The sequence below is a fragment of the Polyangiaceae bacterium genome, assembly GCA_015075635.1.
GTDB lineage: Bacteria > Myxococcota_A > Polyangia > Polyangiales > Polyangiaceae > JADJKB01.
Window position 1 is genome coordinate 608,832 of sequence record JABTUA010000001.1, and the last position, 22,283, is coordinate 631,114.

Genomic DNA, 22,283 nt, shown 5'->3' on the forward strand with positions numbered 1-22,283 from the left:
ATGCGGCGCTTCACTCTCCTCTGGGCCGCCCTCGGGGCGATGGCGTTCCTCGGCACCGCGAGCTGCTCGGACGACGCGGAGCCCGCGAAGACTTCCTTCGGCGGCTCGGGCGGCAGCGGCGGCTCGGGCGGCAGCGGCGGCTCCGGCGGCGTGGGCGGCAGCACGACCGGCGCGCTCTGTCCCACGGAGGTTCGCTTCAAGCCGGAGGCGGGGATGGCCGTGACCAGCGTCGAGGTCGCCGGCGAGTGGAACGGCTTCGACACCGCCAAGACCACCAAGCTCAGCGGACCCGACGCGAGCGGCTACTACACCGGCAGCGTCGCGCTCACGGCCGGGCTCTGGGGCTACAAGCTGGTCGTCAACGGCAACAACTGGATCCTCGATCCGGGTCAGGGCTACCGAAAATACGTGGACGGCACGGAGAACTCGGGGCTGCGCGTGCGCGACTGCGGCTTGCCCATCCTCGCGGCAAGCTCGACCAACGTGACGCGGCCGAGCCCCGGTGCCGGGAAGTTCGAGGCCAAGGTCAAGGTCAGCGCGCCCGTCACCGGCGAGAAGCTCGATCTCGGCAGCCTGAGCGCGAAGCTGTCGCACCACGGTACCGTGGACGACGTCGCGAAGAGCGTGACCGCGACCGAGAGCGAGCTCGGGGTGTCGCTGGGCTCGCTCGCCGACGGCAAGTACACGCTGACGCTCACGCTGGCGGACGCGAAGGGCAAGGTCTCCGAGCCGCTCCGCCTGGTGTTCTGGGTCGAAGCCGAGAAGTTCGAGTGGTCCGACGCGCTGGTCTACATGATCATGACGGACCGCTACAATAACGGCGACCCGGGCAACGACGGGCCGAAGACGAGCGGCGTGCAGGATCCTCGCGGCGACTTCCAGGGCGGCGACCTGGAGGGCGTGCGCCAGAAGATCGCCGACGGCACGCTGGATCAGCTCGGCGTGCGCGCCATCTGGATGACGCCGTTCCAGCAGAACCCCGCCGGCGCGTTCCTGGCCAGCGACAACTACCACCTGGTCACCGGCTACCACGGCTACTGGCCGATCAAGGCTCGCGAGGTGGACGCGCGCCTGGGCGGCAACGCCGCGCTCAAGGCGCTGGTGAAGGAAGCTCACGCGCACGGCATACGCATCCTGATGGACTACGTGGTGAACCACGTCCACGAGGACCACGAGTATTACAAACAACACCCAGAGTGGTTCCGCACCGGTTGCGTGTGCGGCACCGCAGACTGCGACTGGACCGAGAAGCGGCTGGAGTGCCTGTTCACGCCCTACCTGCCGGACGTGAACTGGACGGTGCCGGAGGCGGCGGAGCAGCTGGTGGCCGACGCCCTGTGGTGGATGGAGGAGTTCGACCTGGACGGACTACGCGTGGACGCGGTCAAGCACGTCGAGGACGTGGCCATCCGCAACGTCTCGACGCGCCTGAAGGAAGAGCTGGAGATCGCCGGGACCACGTATTTTCAGATGGGCGAGACGGCGATGGGCTGGAGCGACTGCGGCGTCGACTGCAACAAGAGCCAATACGGCACCATCAGCCAGTACATCGGCCCCTTCGCCCTGGATGGCCAGTTCGACTTCGTGCTGTACCACGGCGTGCCGTATCGCGTGTTCGCCTACGACGAGAAGGGCCTGCTCCACGCCGACTACTGGACGCAGCAGAGTCAGCTGCAATACCCGGCGGGCTCTGTGATGACGCCGTTCATCGGCAGCCACGACTCGCCGCGCTTCGTCACGCTGGCCACGTATCGCGGGCAGCCCGGCTACGACAAAGGCGTGCCCGGCAACCAGTGGAACGACGTGGCCGGCGCACCGCCGGACGCCGAGCCTTACGAGCGGCACGCGCTGGCGCTGTCCTGGCTGATGGGCCTGCCGGGTGCGCCGCTGCTCTACTACGGCGACGAATACGGCGAGTGGGGCGGCTCCGATCCCGGCAACCGTGCCTTCTGGCGCGGCGACGGCGCGCTCTCGGCGAGCGAGAGCGCCGTGCTGGACCGGACGCGGAAGCTCGGCGCCGCGCGCAAGGAGCTGGTCGCGCTCAGGCGCGGCGCCTACCGTAGCCTGCACGCCACCGAGACCTTCCTGGCGTTCGCCCGCGAGACCAAGGACGGCAAGGTCGCCGTCGTGGCACTCTCCCGCGAAGCCGGCCCGACCACGACCGAGGTCACGCTGCCGCTCACGCTGCCGCTCGCCAATGGCACCACGCTCAGCGACCGGCTGGGCGGCGCGCCGGTGACGGTGAGCGGAGGCAAGCTCTCGATTTCGTTGCCCGGCCGCGGGGCCGCGGTGCTGGCGCCGTAGCCGGGGCTCCCGAAACCTGCCGAGGCGTGCGACGTAGTAGGGACCATGCGCTCGGTCCTCCCCCTGCTGTTCGGCCTCTCTCTCGTCGCCTGCGACAACAAGCCTTCGGCGCCGCTGGCTCCGAGCGCGTCGGCCCTGGCGCCGGCGGAGAAGCGCAGCGAGGCCGCCAAGACCTTCGAGATCGACACCGCCGGCAGCAAGGTGACGTTCCTGATGACCGCGCCCATCGAGAAGATCCACGGCGAGGCCGCCGACAGCGCCAAGGGTCAGCTCTTCATCGATCCGGCGGATATCGCCAAGACCTCCGGCTTGATCCAGATCGATCTCGACAAGCTGGTGCTCTACCAGCAGAAGCGCGCGGACGAGCAGGGCGAGTACGGCGAGCGGGTGAAGAGCGACAAGCAGAACGAGCACGCCAAGACCTGGCTCGAGATCTCGTCGGACGCGCCCGCCGACCAGCGCGAGCTGAACCGCTGGGTCGAATACCGCATCGACAAGGTAATCGAGACCTCGGCGACCGACGTGAACAAGCTGAGCGGGGCCGAACGCAAGATCACGGCCACCGTCGAGGGCGATCTGCGCGTGCACCAGCGCAAGGTGAAGAAGCAGGCCAAGGTCGAGGCCACCTTCAAGTACGACGGCGACAAACCGGTGAGCGTGACCATCAAGACCACGGCGCCGGTCGTTGTCGATCTGGACGCCCACGACGTCCGCCCACGCGAGCTGTTCGGCAAGCTGGCGCAGAAGACGCTCTCCGACATGGGTTCGAAGGTGGCGAAGGAAGCGCCGATCGAGCTGGAAATCTCGGCGAAGCTCCGCTGATCAGCGCCGCACCTGCTCGCGGCCCACGCGCAGCTTGAGCACCTTCCCGCTGCGATCCAGCTCGACGATCACGTCGGTCTGGACGGGCCCGCTCAGCCGCGCGCGGGCGTCGCGCATGTCGATCACCTCGCGTCCGTCCACGGCGAGCAGCACGTCCCCGGGAGCCAGGCCCGCGCGCTCGGCCTCGCTGGCGTCGGCCACGTGGACGATCACCACGTCGAGCTCGTCGCCGTCTCCACGCTCGCCCAAGGTCACGGCCACGCTGCCGCTCACGGTCGGGTCGTCGTCTCCCGCGGCGCCGGTCAGGCGAAGCGTGATCCCGGTGGTGTTCCCCCCGGAGTGAACCACCACACCTCGCACGGCCCCGCGCCCGACGTCCGGCGCGTAAGCTTCGAGGTCGACCTTGCCGGGCGCGACTCCGCGGAGCGAGAAGCGTCCCTTGGCGTCGGAGACGGCCATGCCGGGCGGCAAGCTGCCCGCGGGCAAGTAGGCGGGCACCATACCCGCGGCCACGCGCGCGCCACGCACGGGCTTGCCATGAGCGTCGAGCACCTCGCCCTCGATGCCGCCACCCTCCGCCAGATCCACCGTCGGCAGCTCGAAGGCGCGGTCGGCGCGGCCCGTGTCCTTCACCGTCGCGCTCACCTCGCCGCCGGCGAAGTCCGGGTGCGAGACGAGCACGTGCACCGGCGCGGCGGCGACGTCCTTGACGCGATACAGCCCGTCCTTGTCGGTCAGGGCCGAGAAGCGCCGGCCTTCGGCGACGATGGTCACGCTCGCACCCTCCACCGCGCGGCGGCCCCGGACCGAGGTCACTCGACCTTCGACCAAGACGCCGCGGCTGAGCGCGATCTCGAGTCGCTCGCCCGCGCGTTCGAGCTGGCGCACCGCCACGCCGAAGCCCGGTGCCTCCACCACGACCCTGAGCTCGAGACCGCGTGCGTCCGCGATGGTGACCGAGCCCTCGGCCGAGGTGAACGCCGTCTGCCGGAGCGGCGCGCTCGGATCGAGGGACAGCACCGCCACTTGCGCGGCAGGGACGGCCAACCCGCGCTCGTCCTTCACGCTCACCGTGAGCGAGTCTCGCGGCGCCGGCAGCGTGATGGTCAGGTTGGCCTTCCCACCCTCCGGCACCTCGATGCTCTTCTTGACCACCAGCTTGGACGGATCCTCCGGTCGAGCCACCGAGACGGTCACTTCCTCCGGCACGGACGCGAACGCGAACGTGCCGTCGGTGGCCGTGAGCGTCGTGCGCTCCAGCGTGCCGCGGACTGCGGTCAGATCGACCCGGGCGCCGGACACGCCGCGACCCGAGGCGTCCACGACACGACCTTCGAGCGCGCCGCCGGCGAGCAGCACGACCTTGACCTTGCCGGTGGCGCCGGGCGAGAGCGCGATCGGATCGCTGAACCCTTCGACGTACGCCGGGTGGCGCACCAGCGCGCGCACCCGGCCGGGGGTCACCGGGTGTGCCTTGAAAGTGCCGTCCAGGCGCGTGACCCAGGGCTCGAAGCTGGGCATCGGCACGTCCACGACGGGGGCGTCGGCGGACACCGACCCACCGCGCGGAATGGGCGGGATGGGCCCGGGCATCACGCCGAGCTCACCCGCCGGGATGAGCGGGCGCGGTCCGGGCAGCGCCCACTCGAAGTGCGAGCGCCGGAATGCCATCATCGACGGCGTGTCGGCGACCGGCAGGCCGAAGAGGTCCACGCCGATGACCTCGACGGAGGCGCCGTCCACCGGAGCGCCCTTCGAGTCCACGACCTCGCCTTCCAGCGTCGCGCCGCGGAGCAGCTGGATCTGCACGGGCCCGTCGAGCACTTCCGGCACCGCCACGGCGGGGCGCGTGACGAAGCCGTCCGCGCTGGCCGAAACCGAGGCTGCTCCCGCCGAGATCGGCCCGAGCGTCAGCGTGCCGTCGCCAGCGGTCCGGCCTTGAATCGGGAACGAGCTGAGCCCGCCTTCGGCCAGCACCACGTCCGCGTCGCGCACCGGCGACGGGTGATCCGGCTCGTCGTCCGTCACCGCGATCGCCACCATGCGCCCTGGACCGAGCCTGAGCGTGAGCGACTGGTGCGCGCCGCGCGCGAGCTCGTAGCCGAACAGAGTCTCGCTCACGAGCTCGCCCTTGGTGGCCCGAAGATCGAAGTGGCCGGCGACCAGCCCGGAGATGCGCGTCACGCCGCTCGCGTCGGTCTCCGCGCGGCGCGCGGGCCAGAGCGTCGAGCCGGCAATGGTGACCTGCGCTCCCGCCGCCGGAGCGCCGTCGGGGCCAACCACGCGCACCTCGAGCGAGGCCAGCCGCCGGAGCGCGAGGGTCACGTCGGCGGTCACGCCCGACTGCGTGATGGACTCGTAGCCCGGCGCGGAGCCCTTCACCGTCCAAGGTGAGGGGGGCAGGCGCGTGAAGGTCGCGACCCCCGACGCGCCCGTGAGCGCGCCGAACGGCAGCGGGTCCCCCGACGTGACGAGCACGGTCGCGCGCGGCAGCAGCGCCCCTTCCTCGTCGCTGACGGTGACCCGCAGCGTCGCTGCCGTCACCAGACGCACCTCGGCCAAGCGCGGCTCGCCCTCGAGCACCAGCCGCGTCGAGCTGCGCGCGTACCCGGACGCTTCGATCACCACCCAGACGGCGCCGCGCGGCAGTCCGCCGATCTTGGCCCCTCCACCCGCGTCGCTGCGGCCGGTGCCCGCCAGGAAGTAGCGCTGGTCGCGCTCCCAGAACACGCGCGCCTCGGCGCCCGGCACCGGGGCGCCTTCGGCGTTGGTGACGGTCAGCGCGACCTCGGCGTCGCGCTCCTCGACCTCCGCGGGCGGCGGCGGCGCCTGCGGCGAGAGCGGCGACGGCCGCAGCCCGACATCGACGACCCGCGACAGGAGCGCCCAGCACGCCAAGAGGGCGAGCACGGCGATCAGGCGGTGGACGAGGCGATCCCGCGACAACGGCGGCACGATAACGCGGCGGCGCCCGCGGCGCTTCCGCCCTGCTATGCTGGAAGGCGTGCGTCGGCTGCTCTCGACGGCTGCTCTGCTGGCTGGGGTGTTGGGGGTCTCCCACGCCTGCAGCGGCGGGGACCGCGCCAAGCCCTATTCGAACGGCGGCCAAGACGCTGGCTCGACGGGGGGCGGAGGCGGCCTCGACGCGACATTGTCGGACGGCCCGCCTTCTCCGGACGCCCAGGGCTTGTGCGGCAACCTGGTGATCCCGGTGATCACCGAGCGGCCGAACGTCTACTTCGTGGTGGACCGCTCCGGCAGCATGAGCGATCCGCTGCCGAAGAGCTCGTACAACAAATACGTCAACGCGCGCATCGCCATCGGCAAGCTGCTGCGCGCCATCGGCCATCGCCTCCGCTATGGCGCCGCGGTCTTCCCGATGCCCGGCGGGACCCAGCAGGGCTGTCACGCCGGCGCGGAGATCTTCCCCACGCAAGACGGCGACCCGGCCAGCTACGCCGCCGAAGGCAAGAGCGGGCCCGTGCTCTCGAAGCTCCTGGCGGTGCTCGGCGGCTACGACCCCAACGGCGGCACGCCGACCTCGCCCACGCTGGAGCTGCTCGCGCCGACGCTGGCCGCCCTGCCGGGCAAGACCTTCGTCGTGCTCGCGACCGACGGCGCACCCAACTGCAACGCGAACGCGACCTGCAGCCCCGACGAGTGCATGGCGAACATCGAGGGGCTCTACCTCGATCCGTCCACGCCGTGCGCGGCACCGATCAACTGCTGCGATCCGAAGTTGGTCTCGAACGGACCCGAGCTGTGCGTCGATCGACAAGCGACGGTGGACGTCGTGCAGAAGCTGTTCGACGCAGGCATCGGCACCTACGTCATCGGCATGCCCGGCGCGGAGCCCTACGCCAAGGTGCTGAACGAGGTCGCGACGGCCGGCGGTACGGCCAAGCCCGTCGAGCCGTATTACTACCCAGTTCAGGACCAGGATGAGCTCACTTCCGCGCTGAAGGAGATCGGCATCAAGGTGGCGATCACGTGCACCGTCGATCTCGGCACGGCGCCGCCGGACAAGAGCCTGGTGAACGTGTACCTGGACACCACTTTGGTTCAGCTCGATCCCGTGGACGGCTGGAGCTGGGTCGATGACACGACCGTCGAGCTCGCGGGCGAGGCTTGCGAGAAGCTGAAGAGCGGCGACGTGCTCCAGGTCCAGGTCGTCGCGGGCTGTCCCACTTCCGTGAAGTGACGTAGCATGGCTCCGTGGATGCCGAGCCCACGCTCTCGGAGCTGCGCGATCAGATCGATCGCATCGACGACCGCTTGCTGGAGCTGCTCGCCGAGCGGGTACGCGTCGCGCTGCGCATCGGCGAGCTGAAGAACGAAGGTGGGCTACCGGTGTACGATCCGGAGCGCGAGCGCAGCATCTACCTCAGGTTGTGCCAGCGCGCGATGGCGCCGCTGACGCCGGACGTGGTGCGCCGGGTCTTCGAGCGCATCGTGGACGAGACGCGCTGGGCAGAGCAGCGCGCGAAGCGCTGATCAGTGCAGCGTGTGCCAGCGCCCGTCGTGCTCCACGCGCGGGACCTCGGTCTCTTCCACCGGAGGCTTCATCGGCACGACCTCGGCGCGGGGCTCCCGTGCGATTACGATGCGCACGCGCCCGGCCTCGGCCTCGCGCAGGCGACGCCGGAGCTCGTCCTCTGCGGCTTCTTCGCGCTCCCAGCGCGCCAGCGTGACCTCCGCCCGCTTCTTGCGGCGCCGCCAGGCCCAGACGAAGAGGCCGATGGCCCCGGCCCAGACCACCGAGCCGCTGAACAGCGCCGGCCAGAACGTGTAGCGGCGCGAGACGTCCTCCCGCCACTCGAACTCCAGCGTCGCCAGGTCGAGGCCGTAGGAGTCCTTCAGCGCCGAGTCGAACTCCTGACCCTTGCGGATGCGCTCGAGCATCTGCACGAAACGCTGCTGGTCCTCGCGTCGGATCAGGAAGCGCACGACGTCCGCCGCTTGGGCGTAGGCCACGGAGACCCCCACGGCGTCCGTGGGGAAGGTGCGCTCCAGCCTCTGAAGCGGTAGGAGCTCGCCGGCGACCGTGGCCGTCCACAGGGTCTGAAGCCGCGTCACCGAGCCCTCGCCTGACGCGAACACCGCCAAGCCCTCGTTCAGCCAGCGGGGCACCGGGCGTCCGTCCACGGCGTCGTGGAGCGCGACGTGCGCCAGCTCGTGCCGGAACACCTCGCCCAGATCGTGGCGCGCGTTGGGGTCGACCGGGTGCAGGGTGAGCAGCACGAAGCCGATGTCGGAGTAGGCGACGCCAGCCGCGTAGCGGGGAAAGGGCGCCCCTTCCGGCGCGAGGCTCGCCATCTCTCCCGGAGTCCGCGCCACGTACACCGTGACCTTGCCGAGCACCGGCCTGCCCATGCGGCGCACCAGATCGGCGCGCGCGGCGTCCGCGCCGGTGATCAGCGGCTGCACGCGCTCACGCAGGCTGGGCTCGTAGGCGAAACGGATCCAGCCGCCGTCGTGGGTGTTGAAGCCGGCTGGAGGCGGCGGAATCGCGAGCTTCGAGTCGATGCGGGGCGCGTCCGCCGGCGGCGCGTGGGTCTCCGGATCCGGCCCGGTGCGCTGCTCAGGCTCGGTCACGGGCTGCGCGGGCGTGGACACTCCAATGCGTACCGGCATCCCCGCGGGCGGAGTCTGTGCCACCGCGCTCCCGCCGACGAACAGCGCCAGGAGTACCGCAGTCAGGAGCGCGAGCCGGCGGAAGAAGCTGAGTCCGACGCGCACAGCGCCCATGGTCCGTTGAAGGTAAGGGCCGGTACGCGCTCCGTCAACGCGCGGGTCAGGGGCGGAGCCACCCTGCTAACCCGAGCAGCACCGGAGCGTGGTCGGCCAGCGCCGCCCGAGTCGCAGCGCTGCCGAGGCCGACGGCGAGCGCCGAGCCGATGGCGCCGATCCAGAGCAAAGGCCCCGAGATCGCAGCCCGCGCCGCGATCCGACGCTGCTCCGGTACGAGCGCGCCGAGGGCCGTGACGCCGAGCAAGAGCACGCCGTCGAGCAACGCACCCCTGAGCTCCGCGCCGAGCATCGGCAAAGCCAACGGGACGGCCAGACACGACCCGAGCAGCGCGACGACGACCGGTAGCTTGGCCTTCGCGCCTGCTTGCTGCCCGGACCAGGCGAGCAGCCGCGCCGCAACCGCGGTCGCGCCCAGGACCAGGAGCGCCGCGACGATCGCGAAGGTCGCCCCGCCCAGCGGCCGATGGTGGGTGGCGGTCTTGAGCAGGCGCGCGAAGACCATCAGCGGCGCGAGCGAGAGCGCCACGCCCAGCGGCAGACACCACGCGCTCGCCGGCAGCGGTCGCGCCACGCGCCAGGCACCGGCGACCGGCGCGGCCATGAGCGCGGCCGAGCCCCAGAGCGCGAGCCATGAGAGGGGCAGCGGCGCGCCGCTGCGCAGCGCGGCGGGCAGCGCGATCAGCGCGCAGCCGAGCGTGGCGACCAGCACGCCGTAGCCGAAGCCGGCGGGGGCCGCGACGGACTCGCGCGCCTGAGCGCTCACGTGGTGCGGAACTCCAAGCGGACACGTCGCGCCGCGTGCTCCGGCACGTAGCCGTGCTCCAGGTACCAGCGCACGGCCCGTGACAGAGTCTGGCGAGCCGGACGATGCTGGTAGCCGAGCTCCTTCTCCGCCTTCTCGCTGGTGACCCAGACGTAGGCGTTGGCGTAGTCCCGAGCCAGCCGCTTCGTGAGCGGCGGATCGCCGCCGAACAGGCTGGCCTTGAGCTCCAGCAAGCTGCCGACCAGACCGAGGAGTCCCGGGCCCAGCGTCTTGCCGGGGAGCGCGAGCCCGGTGATGTCCGCGAGCAGCTCGATCAGCTGCTCGAAGGTGACGTTCTCGCCTCCGAGGACGTACGTCTCGCCGATGCGACCCTTCTCCATCGCCGCGATGTGGCCTTCGACCACGTCGTCCACGTCCACCACGCTGATGCCACCGGCGCTGACCGGCACGCTGAGCGACGGCGGCGTCTTCAGGTAGGTGACGATGCTCTGACCCGTGGGCGTCGGCTTCCAGTCACCGGGGCCGTAGATGGCCGACGGGCGCACCACCACGATCGGTTGTCCCTCGTCCGCCGCTTCCAGCGCCACGCGCTCCGCCTCGTACTTGGACAGCACGTAGGTCTCCGGATCCTGGAGGTTGAACGCGTGCGTCTCGTCCATCTCCTCCTGGCCCGGCGTGGAGCCCATCGCCGCCACGCTGCTCGTGACGACGATCTTCTCGAGGCCGCGGCGGCGCGCCGCTTCCAGCGTCGCCCTCGTGCCCTCGATGGCCGGGCGCAGGATGGTGTCGGGATCCTCGTCCCACATCTTGAAATTGCTCGCGACGTGGTACATGCGATCGCAGCTGGCCAGCGCCCTGTACACCGTGTGCTCCACGGTGATGTCGCCGAACGCGAGCTTCAGGCGGTCACTCGGCAGATCGGCGAGCTGGCGCAGGCTCGAGCCTGGCCGCACGAAGGCCTTGACGTGCTCGCCGCGCTCGACGAGGGCGTGCACCAGCCGAGAGCCCACGAAACCCGAGGCACCAGTGACCAGAGTCCACGACTCGCTCATGCCGGCTTACCTAGCATCGAGCTCGCGGGGATGTCACCGGGCTCGGGCCCGCTGGCCGCAGGTGGGCTGGGCTCTGAGCGCGGTCTCCGCGGCTCTGCGCGCGAGAAGCGGAGCTTTCGCGTCGGTGAGCGGGCCCAGCCGCTTGGGCAGATCGGCGGGCCGGATGCGCGACAGCGAGCCGAGCGCCACCGGCGCGAGCGCCCGGGCATCGGCGCTGGCCGCGGGGTCCCTGAGCGCTAGGGCCAGATCCGTGAGCACCCCGACGGAGCCGGTGTCGCAGAGCAGGCCGAGCGCGAGCGCGGCAGCCAGCCGCACCTCGAGCGCCTCCTCCGCGTCCTCGAGGCGCTCGCGCACGGCGACCGCGTGCGCGCCCGCGCGCCGCTCGCCCAACGCCAACGCCGCCGGCGCGCGCACCTTGACCGAGGCGTCGGACAGCGCGCGAGCGAGCGCCGCGTCCGCCGTCGCGCTCGCGCCGTAGCGGGCGAGCGCGACCGCTGACGCCCCGCGCACGAGCGGCCAGCGATCCGACTCCAAGAGACCGGTGACGGCGCCGATGGCGAAGGCGCCCTCGGGTTTGGTGAGCGTCTCCAGCGCGGCCTCGCGCACGCGCACCTCGGGATCGGCCAGGGCGTGCAGGAGCTCCTTCTGGAAGAGCGCCACACGCGGCACGCGACGCGCGGCCTCCGCACGCACGTGATGGCTGGGATCCGCGGTGACGGACCGAGCGAGCGAGGCCCGCGCAGCCGCGTCGCGCTCGGAGAGCGCGGCGGCCGGACCGAGCGCCAGGTAGCGCGCGCGAAAATCGGCATCGGGCTTGGACACCCGCGCCAGGGCCGAGGCGGACTCCGGCACGAAGGCCGAGGCCCGATCGCCGAGCGCGCGCAACAGGTCGATGGTCGCGAGCTCCGGCAGCGTGGCGTCGGCGAGCAAGCGACGCACCTCCGGCACCGCCCGCGCGTCGCGCGTGGCCCAGCCGAGCGCCTTGCGCAGCAGGCGGCGCCCCGGCGCGTCGCTCTGGGGGAGCAGCGGCACCACGATCCGCACGGCGCGCTCGGGCGCTATCAGCGAGAGCTCCGAGGCCAAGAGCGGGCGCAGCCGCGGCGAGGCGGAGCGGAGCGCCTTGTCGAGCGCCTCGGCGGCGTCGTCCCCGCAGCGCCGCAGGCGATCGCGGCCGTGCCGTCGCTGCGCGGCGAAGGGCCCGGTCAGCGCGCGCATGTAGAGCGGCACGGCGGCGGAGCAGGGGGCCTGGTCGATCACCGCCAGCGCGACACGGCGACCGCCCTCGTCCAGCGTTCCGAAGGCCTTGGCGATGGGCTCGAACGCCGCCGGGCCGAGCGCCCGCAGCGCGTCACCGGCGGCCTCTGCCCGCGCGCCGCCGCCCGCCAGCGCGCCGACCAACGCCTCCATGGTGCTCTGATCGAACTCGGTTCGCGCCGTGAGCTCCGCGAACGTCACGCGCGACTCTTTCGTCGCGCCCTGCGCGCTCTCCGTCACCAACGCCAGGCAGTCGCTGGTGAGCGGCGCGTCGAGCGCGATCTCGAAGCGCGCCCCCGGCTCCTTCCAGGCGTCCTCCGGCAGCGTGACGTGGATCAGCCCGCGGGTGGTCGCCAGCCAGAAGTCCGCCGGCGCGACGCCGTGCTCCGGCGCCGAGCCCGGAGGCCGCACCACCAGCTCGAAGCCGTGGATGGGCAGCTGCGATGGCGCGTCCATCAGCACGAACTCGCCTCGCCCGTCGCCGCCTTTGTTCTCGGCCCAGGTGGTCTCGGGCTTGCCGTCCGTGAGCGCCGCGGGATCGCCCACCGCGCTGCTCGCACCGATGGCGCGCAGCAGGCGGTAGCCTTGGAGCGGCGCGTCGGGGGCGAGCTTCTTGGCCGCGATCTGCTTGGCCTCCGCTCGCTCCGCGGAGCCCAGTCGCTGCACCTTGGCGGGCTTCAGCGTCAGATCCGGCGCGACCAGCTTGGGTGAGAGCACAGCAGGCCGACCGCAGATGGACAGGTCCTCACGCTGCTCGCCGATCACGATGCTCCAGGTTCCGTCGGCGTTGGGATCGCCGCGCTGGACCATCGGACCGCGTCGCCCGCCGGGCTCGCCCTCCACGAGACCGGCCCAGCCCCTGAACAAGGTCTTGGGCTCCGCGCTGCCGTCCACCGGGGCGGCGACCACCGCATGCCAGGTGCGCGAACGGCTGGGGTCGGGGATCTCCACCGTGACCAGCCGCCGCGCCTTCGCGATGCGCACCACCGCGAGCTTGGCGCGACCGCCGAGCGCCTTGGCCTCCGGCGGGAGCTCCAGGTTCATCCCCGCGTCGAGCGGGCAGCGCGCGCCCGGACAGGTCGCCGCTCGCAGCGTCTCGTCCGCGGCGAAGCCGACGCTCAGTGCCGGCTGGCGGTCACCCGCCGGTGCGTGAGCGACGACCGGACGGAGCTTTTGCGCGCTCGCCTCCTTCGAGGCGCACAACACCGCCAGGAGCACCAAAGCGCGACGCACGTCGCGGATTCAATCAGGAGTCGGCCGGCTGCGCCAGCTTGCGCGACCAGAGGAAGGCGTCCACGCGGCGCTGACCGATCGCCAGGTGGCCACGGAGCACGCCGGTCCGGCGGAAGCCGTGTACGGCGAACACCGCCGAGAACCTCGGATCGTCGGCGGGGCTCAGGGCGAAACAGCCGACCATCTCACGCTTCAAGAGCTCGTCGCAGATCTGGCGAACGGCGCCCGAGGTCAGCGCCAGCTCCTTGTCCGTCTTCGGTGCGGTGAGCAGCTCGACGAACGCGTTGTTGAAGCAGGTCTGCGTCTCGACGGAGGCCCAGAGGGACTGCCCGCCACGCGCCGTGCACTGAAAGTAGCTGCGCACCACGTCGCGACCGAAGGGCTCGAATCCGGTGAGCGCGCGACCGGCGCGAACCGCGGCCGCGACGGGCTTGGCGACGTCCGCTTCCTTGACCTGCGACAGCTTCACCGCGAGCGCGGGCAAGGCCTCCACGTCCTTGATGCAGCGGCGCGCAGCCTGATAGGCGCGGTCGGTCTCGACGTCGTCGCCGCTCTCTGTCAGCGCGGGGCGGGTCCCCGACTGCTCGTTCTCTTCGTACTGCTCGTCGCTGCCCACCAGCGCGCCCAGCACGAACGCGTCGCTGCGCTTGTAAAAGCCCGGGATGTTGCCCTCTCGGGCTAAACCCATGCGCGCCCAGGCCCCACACTCGTCGCGTTCGACGAGGGTGAAGACCCGCTCCACGCCCTCCTTCCGAGCCGTGCTGAGCACCAGCGCCCGCTTCACGGGACTGGGCCCGCTGCGGAAGTCGACGACTCGGAGGGTGCGCGCCCGGCGGTTCAGCAGCAGGCAGAGCGAGACGCCGGGTTTGTAGATGAAGATCTCTTCGGAGACGCGGGTCGCGTTGGTGGTTCGGGCGGACATCGACCCCCCTTGGGACGGCTGAAGCCGGGTGGGTCGGACCAGGCTTCGCGAGGTTGTGCGCTCTTTGGGACGAGCGCGCTTTCACATTTGGAAGCGCCGCTTAGCATGGCGCCCTGACCTGGGCAACGCACCCCGGGGCCCGATTGCCGCAGCGCGTCACGCGAAGCGAGCGGCGGCTTCGGGCTCGGCTCCGAGCGCGGCGAGGACCGCCGGCAGCCGCTTCACCGGCAGGGACACGCGGGTGGGCATGCCGCCCGACAGGCCGAACAGCGTCAAGAAGTTGAGCCCGCTGTCGAAGCGGGCAGCGATCGCGACGTTGTTCTGATCGACGACCACGCTGACCGGCTCGCGCTCCTGCCCCAGCAGCAGCAGCAAGGTCTTGTCGATCTTGCTGAAGCCCTGGCGCACGTCCACGATGGCGATGCCCGGAGGCAGGCGTTCGTAGCGCTGCGCCGCCCGCCGCGTCTCCTGCTCGACGGGGATGAGCTCGGCAGCCGCGCGGTCCACGGGCTCCCAGAGGCTCGAGTCGCGGAGCCCGGTGGCCAGGTGCCGGACGATCAAGCCGAACAAGCCCGCGTCGTTGGGCCGCGCGCGCAACGCGCGATCGAAGCGCTCTGCCACACTGCTCGGCTTGCCGATACGTGTGTCGATGGCGCGCGCGTCGTCGTCGCAGCCCGGGTAGGGCTCCACCCCTTCGCGCATCCACTTGGCCGCGCTCGCCAGGCCGTCGAAGTCGGTGTGGCAGACGATGGTCTCGACGGGCCCCACCCGCGCGACCAGCTCCGGGTCGATCATCTCGGGGCAGGCCCCGTGCTCGACCTTCTTCGCCAGCACGAAGCGCGGATCGTCCGCGAAGCGCGCGTGCTCCTCGTGGTCATGGTGATCGACCCAGGCGCGGAGCCTGTCGCCCAGCGCGGTGATGAACGGCAGGGTCACCTTCTCGAAGCCCGAGCCGAGCCCCGCGAAGGCCACGTCGACGACCACCACCCGACCGGAAAGCTGCTCTGCTTTCGGCAGCTTGCGCGGCGTGGTGAAAGAAAGTGCGGGAGAAAGCATCGGTTCTCGGGTCCTCCGCGTCCAACGCCTGACATGACAGACGCGCCCGCCTCGGGCAGAACTGGGGAGGGAGACCAGAGGTAGCATGCTTTCAGCAAGAACCACCGCGGCTCTCGTCGTTCTTGGAACTGCCGGTCTGGCACTCACGCCCTTGACCGAGCCCGCGCGCGCCGACACCGCGTCCCTGGTCTCGTGCACGCTCAGCGGTAGCACGCTCCCGGCCATCGACACGGTCATCTACGAAAAGTCCGACGGCTCGAGCGCGATCGCCAAGCTGACCGGAGGCAAGATCGGCATCAGCGCCTCGGACTTCTTCGCCGGCGGGGGCGACCGGGTCCGCGTCAAGACCAGCGCCGGCGCCGGTGGCTTCCGCATCGAAGGCTGGATCGACGCCGCGAAGCTCCCCGTCTTCACCAGCAAGGACGTGCCCGTGGTGCAGAACCACGTCTGGATCGCCGCGCAGCGGGAGGTCAGCCTGATCGCGGCGGGCAGCGGCAAGCTGCGCGTGAAGCGCCAGGTCGGCTCGCCCTTCAGCCAGGCGTTCACCGGCTGGGCGCCCTGCGCCTCGCTCTCGCTCAGCGCCACCACTCCCGTCGGATGGTCCCCAGCAGGCAACGCTCGCGGCTACGTCGCCAAGAAGGACGTCGAGCTCTACGACAGCGGCGGCGAGGGACGCAGCCTGATCACCATGCTGAGCCCCGACTCGAGCAGCGACGGCATCCTGCTCTGGAGCACCGAGAAGAAGGGCGCCTTCGTCCACCTGGTGCACCACTCCGACGTGGTGATCGACGCCTGGGCGCGGGCCAGCGATCTGAAGGCGCTGCCCAAGGGCGAGACGCAGGACTCGCAGCCCGCCGGGACGACCCGCCGCAACCCGCCGACGTTGAAGCTCGGTGGTGACGCCAAGGTGATGGTCGCCTCGACCGATCTGGAGATCCGCGCGAGCGCCAGCGACAAGGGCAAGGTCATCGGCACCCTCGAGTCCGGCGCCGAGGTGTACCGGCTCGACGTGGTGGCCGGCTGGGCCAGCGTCTTGCCCAAGGCCCTGAACGTCGCACCGCATGGCGAAGACCAGTCGTTCTGGGTGAAGGCGAAGGGCCTCACGCCGTGATAGCGTCCGCCCCGTGCCAAGCGTGGACGAACGGACGATCCGACAGGCCCTGAGCCACACCCTGGACAAGAGCGACTTCCCCGAGCTCGGGAAGAAGTACGAGGGCAAGGTCCGCGACAACTACAGCTCGGCGGACGGCAAGCGCTACATCGTCGTCACCGACCGCATCAGCGCCTTCGATCGCATCCTGGGCACGCTGCCGCTCAAGGGTCAGCTCTTGAACCACGTCGCCGCCTGGTGGTTCGAGAAGACCCGCGAAGTGGCGCCGAACCACGTGATCGCGGTGCCCGATCCGAACGTGCTGATCGCCCACGAGTGCACGCCGCTGCCGGTCGAGATGGTGGTGCGCGCCTACCTCACCGGCACGACCTCGACGAGCATCTGGGTCCACTACGAGAGCGGCGCTCGCAGCTTCTGCGGCCACGCCCTCCCCGACGGCCTGAAGAAGCACCAGCGCTTGCCGGCGCCCATCCTCACCCCGAGCACGAAGGCAGCCAAGGGCGGCCACGATGTCTCCGCCAGCCGCGACGAGATCCTCGAGCTCTCCGGCATGCCCGCCGCGGACTTCGACGCCGCCGCGGCCATGGCCATGGCGCTCTTCGCCGCCGGCCAACGCATCGCCGCCGAGCGCGGCCTGATCCTGGTCGACACCAAGTACGAATTCGGCAAGACCCCCGACGGCCGCATCGTGGTGATCGACGAGATCCACACGCCGGACTCTTCGCGTTACTGGAAGACCGCCACGTACGACGAGCGTTTCGCGGCTGGGCGCGACCCCGAGAGCTTCGACAAGGAGTACCTGCGCCGCTGGCTCGCCGAGCGCGGCTTCACGGGAGACGGGCCGATCCCTGCGATCCCCGACGACATCCGAGTCGAAGCGACGAAGCGCTACCTGGAAGCGATCGAGACGCTGACAGGTGAGGCGTTCGTGCCGAATCTCGAGGAGCCGATCGCGCGGATGCGCCGGAGCCTCGGGCTCGCGGGCTGAGGCGTCGGCAGAGAGTTGCGCAACGACGCAACGACGCAACGACGCAACGAAAGAAGAAGTCTTTGTCTCAGAGGCAGAAGCGCCTCCGTCAGCCCACGAGAGCGTCCCTCAACTGCCGGAGCGCGACCGGCAACGCGCGAAGCACGAGCTCCGCGTCGAGCCTGAGCACCCGGTAGCCGAGCTTCGCGAGCTTGCGATCGCGACGGGCGTCGGCGGCGCACCGACCCCGGTGGGCGCTGCCGTCTACTTCGATGACGAGCCACGCCGAGGTCACCACGAAGTCGGCGATGAAGTCCCCAATCACCACCTGGCGTCGCACCTCGACGCCGAGCTGACGGGCGCGCAGCGCACGCCAGAGCGCGGCCTCCGACGCGGTGGGCGCGGCACGCATCACGGCGGCGCGGGCGGCAAGAAGCTGTTGGCGGCGGAGCTGTTGGCGGTCGCGAGCGAGCATGGTTCCTCCGAGGCCCGGCGTGGTGGGCGGGCTTCGCGACCCAGGGCGCACGATCTGTGACACGCCGCCCCATTGCTGCTCGAGCGCGCAGACGCGGGCGAGCTCACCATTACGCGTCAGCTCACCGAGCGGCGTGGCGCAGAGCGTGCGCCGATGAGCGGAGCCCGACCGCCACGCCGGGCCGAGGAACCACCAGCCGCTCGTGGTGCTCTGCGACGACGCTTCGGTCTAGGAGCGACCCGTCTTCCCCATTCGGGCGAAGCCCGAATTTGGGGAAGACCGACGCCGCGAAGCGGCGGCGAGTTGGGGCAGGAAGGTTGGAGGAGCCAATCGGAAGGATGCGGCGGAATCTGAGGCTCGCGGGCTGAGCCGTCGGAGGAGAGTTGCGCGACGACGCAACCAGCATGAGCGGAGCCGCCTGCCTTCGGCGCCCTTGATCCTCTGCGATTCCCGCAGGTAGCTTCGCTGCCGATGCTCGATCACCTCTCCATTGGCGTGGCGGACCTCGCGCGCGCGGGCGCCTTCTACGACGCCGTGCTCGCGACGCTCGGGTACGTGCGAGTGCTCACGCACCCTCGCGCGCTCGGCTGGGGAGCGCCGGGCGCGAAGGACGAGGCGTTCGCGATCTTGTCGTCGGGTGAGGGCGCGCGAGCGCCTGGTGTCGGCTGTCACGTCGCTTTCGTCGCCACGAGCCCGTCGCGGGTGGACGAGTTTCACGCAGTGGCCCTGCGCGAGGGTGGCACGGACGAGGGAGCAGCGGGACCCCGGCCAGAGTACGGTGAGGGCTACTACGCCGCGTTCGTGCGAGACCTGGACGGCTACCGGATCGAAGCGGTCTTTCATCGCTGAGACGGTTGTGCGGCGTCGAGGGTCGGCCTAGTGTCGCTCCATGGTCGTCGACGGGGTGAGGCGAACCGCGCGCCTCGGGGCGGCGGTGCTGCTGCTCGCTCTGGTCTGCTGCAAGCGAAGCGAACCGAGCGGGAACACGGGCTCCCCAGCGCCGGCGCAGCCGGCCGAGCCCTCGACGCCGACAGGTGACGCCTGTGGCGCGCAGGGCACGTGGCGCTTCTCGTGCCCCAGCGTCAAGACCGACGAGGCCTGTAACATCCGCACCATCGGGGCCATCGTGCAGCGCTTCACGGTGAGCAACGACGTCGCGCTGTCGGGCGGAACCTGGACGGCGGGAGACCACAAGTACACTTTCGATCGCACCACCTGCGAAGTGTCCGGCTCCACGTCCGGCATGCCGTGTCGGGACCTTCACTTCGAGGCCAACCTCCGCACCAAGAGCGGGCGCAACGTCTATGGCTGCTGGGACGGCGCCAACAAGTGCCAAGCGACCTGGAGCAGCCCGCCTGGACACTGCTCCGTGACCAAGGAGTGAACGCGCCGCCGCGTGGGACCGGGGCGCGTCGAGCTCGGGTCACTTCGTGGCGAGCAGCGCGTCGAGCGCGGCCGTGAGCGCGTCGGGCAGCTCGTCGCGCGCGTACACCCGGTGGCGCTCCGTGCCCGTGCTCTGCACCGGGATGTAGTCGAGGTAGGTGCCGCTCAGCGTCGCCTCGGTGCGCAGCTCGCGAAGCTCGTCGGCGTCCGCTCCTTCCACACGCTTTCCGGCCTTGCCAGCGTTCGTGGCGGGCAGCGAGCTGACCGGCCACGCGAGCGGCCACGGGACCGGGGTCACGTTCGGCGCGGGAGACGTGTCTGCATTGGCCGCGGCGGCAAGCGGCCCCCCGATCGGCTCGCCCTGCGCGAGCAGCGTGGTGTGCCAGCTGAAGGCGCCGTCCTGCGCGGCTTCGAGGCCCGCGGGCGCGTCTGGGTCGCAGCCGCAAGAGCACCACGCGAAGCTCTTGCCGTCGGAGATCGAGTTGCGCCCGGCGTCCGGACAGCCCTGGTCCTCGTGGTCCTTCCAGGACGCGATCTTGCTCAAGCGAACGTCACTCGCGAAGGTCTCCGCCTGGACTTCCGACAGCGTCGCGACGCGGACGCCGGTCATGTAGTCGCCGGCGACGTACGCTTCACACTTGCCGGTGACCACCAGGTAGGTCGAGCCGTAAGGGCTGGTGAACGAGTACTCGGGCTCGACGTAGCCGCCGCCGCTCGTCAGCAGGAACCGGATCGAGTCGCTTCCGTCGCAGAGGGGCCCGGTCTGCGTTCCGCCGCCGGAGCCGCCGTTGCTCTCCGACTCCCCGCCGCAGGCGACGACCGAACAGCCGAACAGGAGCGCGACGATCCATGTTGCGCGAGTCATTGATGGGTTTCGCCTTTTCATTCTTGGTGTGTGAACGTCGGTGAGAGGGCAATACCCCGGTTCCCCGACCGGCGGGCGGCAGCCGGCGCCGCCCGAGCTACAGAGATGGTGACTCGTCGGGATCGATCTCGAGCTCGATGCTGGCGCTCGGAGGCAGACGGGCGATGGCCTCGCGCACCAGGCGAACGTGCTCGATCTCCTCGTCCCGCAGCTCGGCAAACAGCTCTAGGATCTCCGGATCGCTCACGTGGCCGAGGGCTTCGTCGTAGAAGTCTTGAGCCTTCTGCTCCGAGGACAGCGCCAGCTCGAAGGCTTTGAGCGCGGACATGCTGCGTCGCGGCGCGCCCATCTCCGGCGCCTCGACGTCGAACAAGTCGTCCAGCGTCACCCGCGCGGGAGTGAGACCGAACCTGGCCTTGCGGCGCGCTTCGAGCTGCTGGCCGTGCTTGGCCTCGTTCTCGGCCATGCTCGCGAAGACGGAGGCCGCGTCGCCGGGGCCGTGATGACCGAGCTGGGCAGCGAACACCTTGTAGCGCCGGTAAGCCTCCACCTCGATCAACACCGCGAGATCGAGGGCGTCCATCAGGCTGAGGGTGGAGAAATCGAGACGAGTGGGCATGACTGCGCCCGGATTGTGCGCGATGCGGGCGCGGCACGCTTGCGCAAAAAGTTCGCTCACTCACACCAACATCGAGAGCGTCGTGTGATCGTGGAGCCCTCACTCCTCCGCCGACTCGAACCACCACGCGTACGGCGCCGGATAGTCGCAACACGCCGGCTGATGAGCACGCACGACCGACGCGTTCCATTTCTGTCCGGCGAGCTCGAGGCTGACGACCTGATTCACCGCCACCGGAATCGGCGCCTGACCGGGTGCGCCGAACGCCAGCTCGACCTGAGCGCCGCCCCAGCACGCGACCGGCGTGGCCGTCACCTCGAAGGGCGCGTCGGGGTTCGCGAGCACCCCGTCCGCCAGGAGCAAGTACCAGTGCGAGGTGGTCGCCACGGGGTTGTCGGTCCCGCCCCAACTCGGAACGTTGCGGATACCGAGGGTCAGCGGCGGGTTCATGTACCCACCCGTGGGGCCGATCACGAAGTGCGCCTCCACGAATGCGCCCACCGGCGCGACGAAATCGAGCTGATACGCCGTTATCGTGAGCTCGCGGAGCGTCGGGCTGCACGAGGCGCCAGGCGCGCACTCGTCGAGGGTGAGCTGGTTCTTCGCCGACGCGACGACCTTCCCCGTCGCAGACCAATCGATGGCGGTTCCGCCGTCGGTGGCGGGGTTCGGAGACACGGACACCCAGAGGTTGCCCGTCGGCCCCGAACACTGAGCGCCGCCGTATCCGGCCGCTCCGGCGGCGCCGGCGGCGCCACCAGTGCCGCCATCGCCGCTCGGCCCGCCGTTCTCCGAGGCGCAGGCTGCGGCCGACAACGACCAGGCGAGGATCCAGAGCGCGTGCCGCATGTCGTGAGAATTGCCAGCCTGGCCGTCGCGGGCAACTACGGCCCCAGCGGGCCCGACTCGAGCACGACCAAACGCCCGGCTGCTGGGTTGTCGAGCACGAGGACAGACTCGATCGTGGCCCGCTTCGCGAGCTCGTCGGCCAGCGGCGTGTCGCCGAGCTGCTGCATCGCCTCCGCGATCGCGCTCGGGTCGAGCGGCCCAGAGCTCGGCACCTGCCCACCGCCGAGCAGCAGACCCTTCGCGCTGGGCAGCGCGACGCTGGTTCGGCACGCGGGTGGAACGGTCCAGCTCGTCTGGGGCGGGTCCGCGATGCTCCCGCCCGAGGGCGTCCCTCCGACGCAGCACGCGGTCTTCACTCGAGCTGCGAGCAGACCCGTCTGCGCGCTCACCACCGCGACGCCTCCGGAGTCCATTGGGTCGTGGAAGAACACGTAGGCTTCGGGCAGAGCGTCCTTCGCGAGCGCCCAGTAGGGCGGCCCGTGGGGCGGATCCGTGAACAGGGCCTCCGCAGAGCCTTGGGTGACCGTCGTGACCGGCCCGCAGCTCACGCGGTAGAGGGTCTCCTTCTCCGAGATCCGGAGCACCGAGGTGCAGACCTCACCCGCCTGCGCTTCAGCGACCGCGCCGCCGAGCTGCGACGCCGTGCAGGACGGCAACGCGGCACCGTCGGGAGAGCCGTCAGCCGCGTCAGCCGAGCCATCGGCGCCGGAGTCGGCCGCGTCGACGGCCTCGCTCGGGCCGCATGCCGGCAAGAGCGCGCTGGCCAGGGCGGCGAGGCCCAGGACGCGGCGTCGAGACCAGGTGCGGTGTGCCACGAAGGGTATCGAAGCAAGGGCCGTGCCCGCGATTTGGCGCAA

Annotated in this window: 20 protein-coding genes; 8 read left to right on the plus strand and 12 right to left on the minus strand. The window is 70.8% G+C overall.

The window, feature by feature from the left end:
- Positions 1–2,304 carry a glycosyl hydrolase gene (locus HS104_02830; protein ID MBE7478913.1) on the plus strand — a complete coding sequence of 768 codons (2,304 nt, stop codon included), beginning with the start codon at positions 1–3 and terminating at the stop codon, positions 2,302–2,304.
- A 45-nt stretch (positions 2,305–2,349) separates the two neighbouring features.
- The gene (locus tag HS104_02835) at positions 2,350–3,126 is read left to right on the plus strand and encodes a YceI family protein (GenBank protein ID MBE7478914.1); all 777 of its coding nucleotides are present in this window, start codon (positions 2,350–2,352) and stop codon (positions 3,124–3,126) included.
- On the opposite strand, the gene HS104_02840 is transcribed toward HS104_02835, so the two are convergent.
- Entirely contained in the window at positions 3,127–6,072 is a 2,946-nt protein-coding gene (locus HS104_02840; protein ID MBE7478915.1) for a carboxypeptidase regulatory-like domain-containing protein, read from the minus strand.
- A 58-nt stretch (positions 6,073–6,130) separates the two neighbouring features.
- Between HS104_02840 and HS104_02845 the strand changes: the two genes are divergently transcribed.
- The gene (locus HS104_02845; GenBank protein MBE7478916.1) at positions 6,131–7,327 is read left to right on the plus strand and encodes a VWA domain-containing protein; all 1,197 of its coding nucleotides are present in this window, start codon (positions 6,131–6,133) and stop codon (positions 7,325–7,327) included.
- A gap of 14 nt (positions 7,328–7,341) precedes the next feature.
- Complete coding sequence (locus HS104_02850) at positions 7,342–7,620, plus strand: chorismate mutase (protein ID MBE7478917.1); 279 nt, start codon at positions 7,342–7,344, stop codon at positions 7,618–7,620.
- On the opposite strand, the gene HS104_02855 is transcribed toward HS104_02850, so the two are convergent.
- The 6 genes from HS104_02855 to HS104_02880 all read right to left on the minus strand — a co-directional run bounded on the left by HS104_02855 (position 7,621) and on the right by HS104_02880 (position 15,157).
- The gene (locus HS104_02855) at positions 7,621–8,865 is read right to left on the minus strand and encodes a hypothetical protein (protein ID MBE7478918.1); all 1,245 of its coding nucleotides are present in this window, start codon (positions 8,863–8,865) and stop codon (positions 7,621–7,623) included.
- 55 nt (positions 8,866–8,920) lie between these two features.
- A complete protein-coding gene (locus HS104_02860) occupies positions 8,921–9,640 on the minus strand; it encodes a hypothetical protein (protein ID MBE7478919.1) in 720 nt (239 codons plus the stop codon).
- Positions 9,637–10,692, minus strand: coding sequence for an NAD-dependent epimerase/dehydratase family protein (locus tag HS104_02865; protein ID MBE7478920.1), 1,056 nt, complete (start codon positions 10,690–10,692; stop codon positions 9,637–9,639). Before HS104_02865 ends, HS104_02860 begins: the two co-directional genes overlap by 4 nt.
- Positions 10,693–10,725: 33 nt before the next feature.
- On the minus strand, positions 10,726–13,179 hold the full coding sequence (locus HS104_02870; protein ID MBE7478921.1) for a hypothetical protein: 2,454 nt from the start codon (positions 13,177–13,179) through the stop codon (positions 10,726–10,728).
- A gap of 13 nt (positions 13,180–13,192) precedes the next feature.
- Complete coding sequence (locus HS104_02875; protein ID MBE7478922.1) at positions 13,193–14,101, minus strand: hypothetical protein; 909 nt, start codon at positions 14,099–14,101, stop codon at positions 13,193–13,195.
- A gap of 156 nt (positions 14,102–14,257) precedes the next feature.
- Entirely contained in the window at positions 14,258–15,157 is a 900-nt protein-coding gene (locus HS104_02880; protein ID MBE7478923.1) for a hypothetical protein, read from the minus strand.
- A 151-nt stretch (positions 15,158–15,308) separates the two neighbouring features.
- Here HS104_02880 and HS104_02885 point away from each other — a divergent pair, with 151 nt between their 5' ends.
- Positions 15,309–16,268: a hypothetical protein gene (locus HS104_02885; protein MBE7478924.1), complete on the plus strand. Its 960-nt coding sequence runs from the start codon at positions 15,309–15,311 to the stop codon at positions 16,266–16,268.
- 22 nt (positions 16,269–16,290) lie between these two features.
- Positions 16,291–17,256 (plus strand): phosphoribosylaminoimidazolesuccinocarboxamide synthase, encoded by a 966-nt coding sequence (locus HS104_02890; protein ID MBE7478925.1) that lies wholly within the window; start codon positions 16,291–16,293, stop codon positions 17,254–17,256.
- 88 nt (positions 17,257–17,344) lie between these two features.
- Here the strand turns inward: HS104_02890 and HS104_02895 are convergent, their stop codons facing one another.
- Entirely contained in the window at positions 17,345–17,710 is a 366-nt protein-coding gene (locus HS104_02895; GenBank protein MBE7478926.1) for a DUF559 domain-containing protein, read from the minus strand.
- A gap of 471 nt (positions 17,711–18,181) precedes the next feature.
- Here HS104_02895 and HS104_02900 point away from each other — a divergent pair, with 471 nt between their 5' ends.
- Both HS104_02900 and HS104_02905 read left to right on the plus strand, forming a co-directional pair.
- Positions 18,182–18,559 carry a VOC family protein gene (locus tag HS104_02900; GenBank protein ID MBE7478927.1) on the plus strand — a complete coding sequence of 126 codons (378 nt, stop codon included), beginning with the start codon at positions 18,182–18,184 and terminating at the stop codon, positions 18,557–18,559.
- 40 nt (positions 18,560–18,599) lie between these two features.
- Complete coding sequence (locus tag HS104_02905; protein MBE7478928.1) at positions 18,600–19,094, plus strand: hypothetical protein; 495 nt, start codon at positions 18,600–18,602, stop codon at positions 19,092–19,094.
- 39 nt (positions 19,095–19,133) lie between these two features.
- On the opposite strand, the gene HS104_02910 is transcribed toward HS104_02905, so the two are convergent.
- The 4 genes from HS104_02910 to HS104_02925 all read right to left on the minus strand — a co-directional run bounded on the left by HS104_02910 (position 19,134) and on the right by HS104_02925 (position 22,241).
- Entirely contained in the window at positions 19,134–19,958 is an 825-nt protein-coding gene (locus tag HS104_02910) for a hypothetical protein (GenBank protein MBE7478929.1), read from the minus strand.
- A 97-nt stretch (positions 19,959–20,055) separates the two neighbouring features.
- A complete protein-coding gene (locus HS104_02915) occupies positions 20,056–20,577 on the minus strand; it encodes a ferritin family protein (GenBank protein ID MBE7478930.1) in 522 nt (173 codons plus the stop codon).
- A 99-nt stretch (positions 20,578–20,676) separates the two neighbouring features.
- Complete coding sequence (locus HS104_02920; protein MBE7478931.1) at positions 20,677–21,426, minus strand: hypothetical protein; 750 nt, start codon at positions 21,424–21,426, stop codon at positions 20,677–20,679.
- Positions 21,427–21,461: 35 nt separating this feature from the next.
- Positions 21,462–22,241 carry a hypothetical protein gene (locus HS104_02925; GenBank protein ID MBE7478932.1) on the minus strand — a complete coding sequence of 260 codons (780 nt, stop codon included), beginning with the start codon at positions 22,239–22,241 and terminating at the stop codon, positions 21,462–21,464.
- Positions 22,242–22,283 lie beyond the last annotated feature (42 nt).

Bases quoted from the DNA above. Each gene is read 5' to 3' on its own strand.
- HS104_02830 (MBE7478913.1), top strand. From the start codon at position 1: ATGCGGCGCTTCACTCTCCTCTGGGCCGCCCTCGGGGCGATGGCGTTC.
- HS104_02835 (MBE7478914.1), top strand. From the start codon at position 2,350: ATGCGCTCGGTCCTCCCCCTGCTGTTCGGCCTCTCTCTCGTCGCCTGC.
- HS104_02865 (MBE7478920.1), bottom strand. From the start codon at position 10,692: ATGAGCGAGTCGTGGACTCTGGTCACTGGTGCCTCGGGTTTCGTGGGC.
- HS104_02875 (MBE7478922.1), bottom strand. From the start codon at position 14,101: ATGTCCGCCCGAACCACCAACGCGACCCGCGTCTCCGAAGAGATCTTC.
- HS104_02880 (MBE7478923.1), bottom strand. From the start codon at position 15,157: ATGCTTTCTCCCGCACTTTCTTTCACCACGCCGCGCAAGCTGCCGAAA.
- HS104_02895 (MBE7478926.1), bottom strand. From the start codon at position 17,710: ATGCTCGCTCGCGACCGCCAACAGCTCCGCCGCCAACAGCTTCTTGCC.
- HS104_02900 (MBE7478927.1), top strand. From the start codon at position 18,182: ATGCTCGATCACCTCTCCATTGGCGTGGCGGACCTCGCGCGCGCGGGC.
- HS104_02905 (MBE7478928.1), top strand. From the start codon at position 18,600: ATGGTCGTCGACGGGGTGAGGCGAACCGCGCGCCTCGGGGCGGCGGTG.
- HS104_02910 (MBE7478929.1), bottom strand. From the start codon at position 19,958: ATGACTCGCGCAACATGGATCGTCGCGCTCCTGTTCGGCTGTTCGGTC.
- HS104_02915 (MBE7478930.1), bottom strand. From the start codon at position 20,577: ATGCCCACTCGTCTCGATTTCTCCACCCTCAGCCTGATGGACGCCCTC.
- HS104_02920 (MBE7478931.1), bottom strand. From the start codon at position 21,426: ATGCGGCACGCGCTCTGGATCCTCGCCTGGTCGTTGTCGGCCGCAGCC.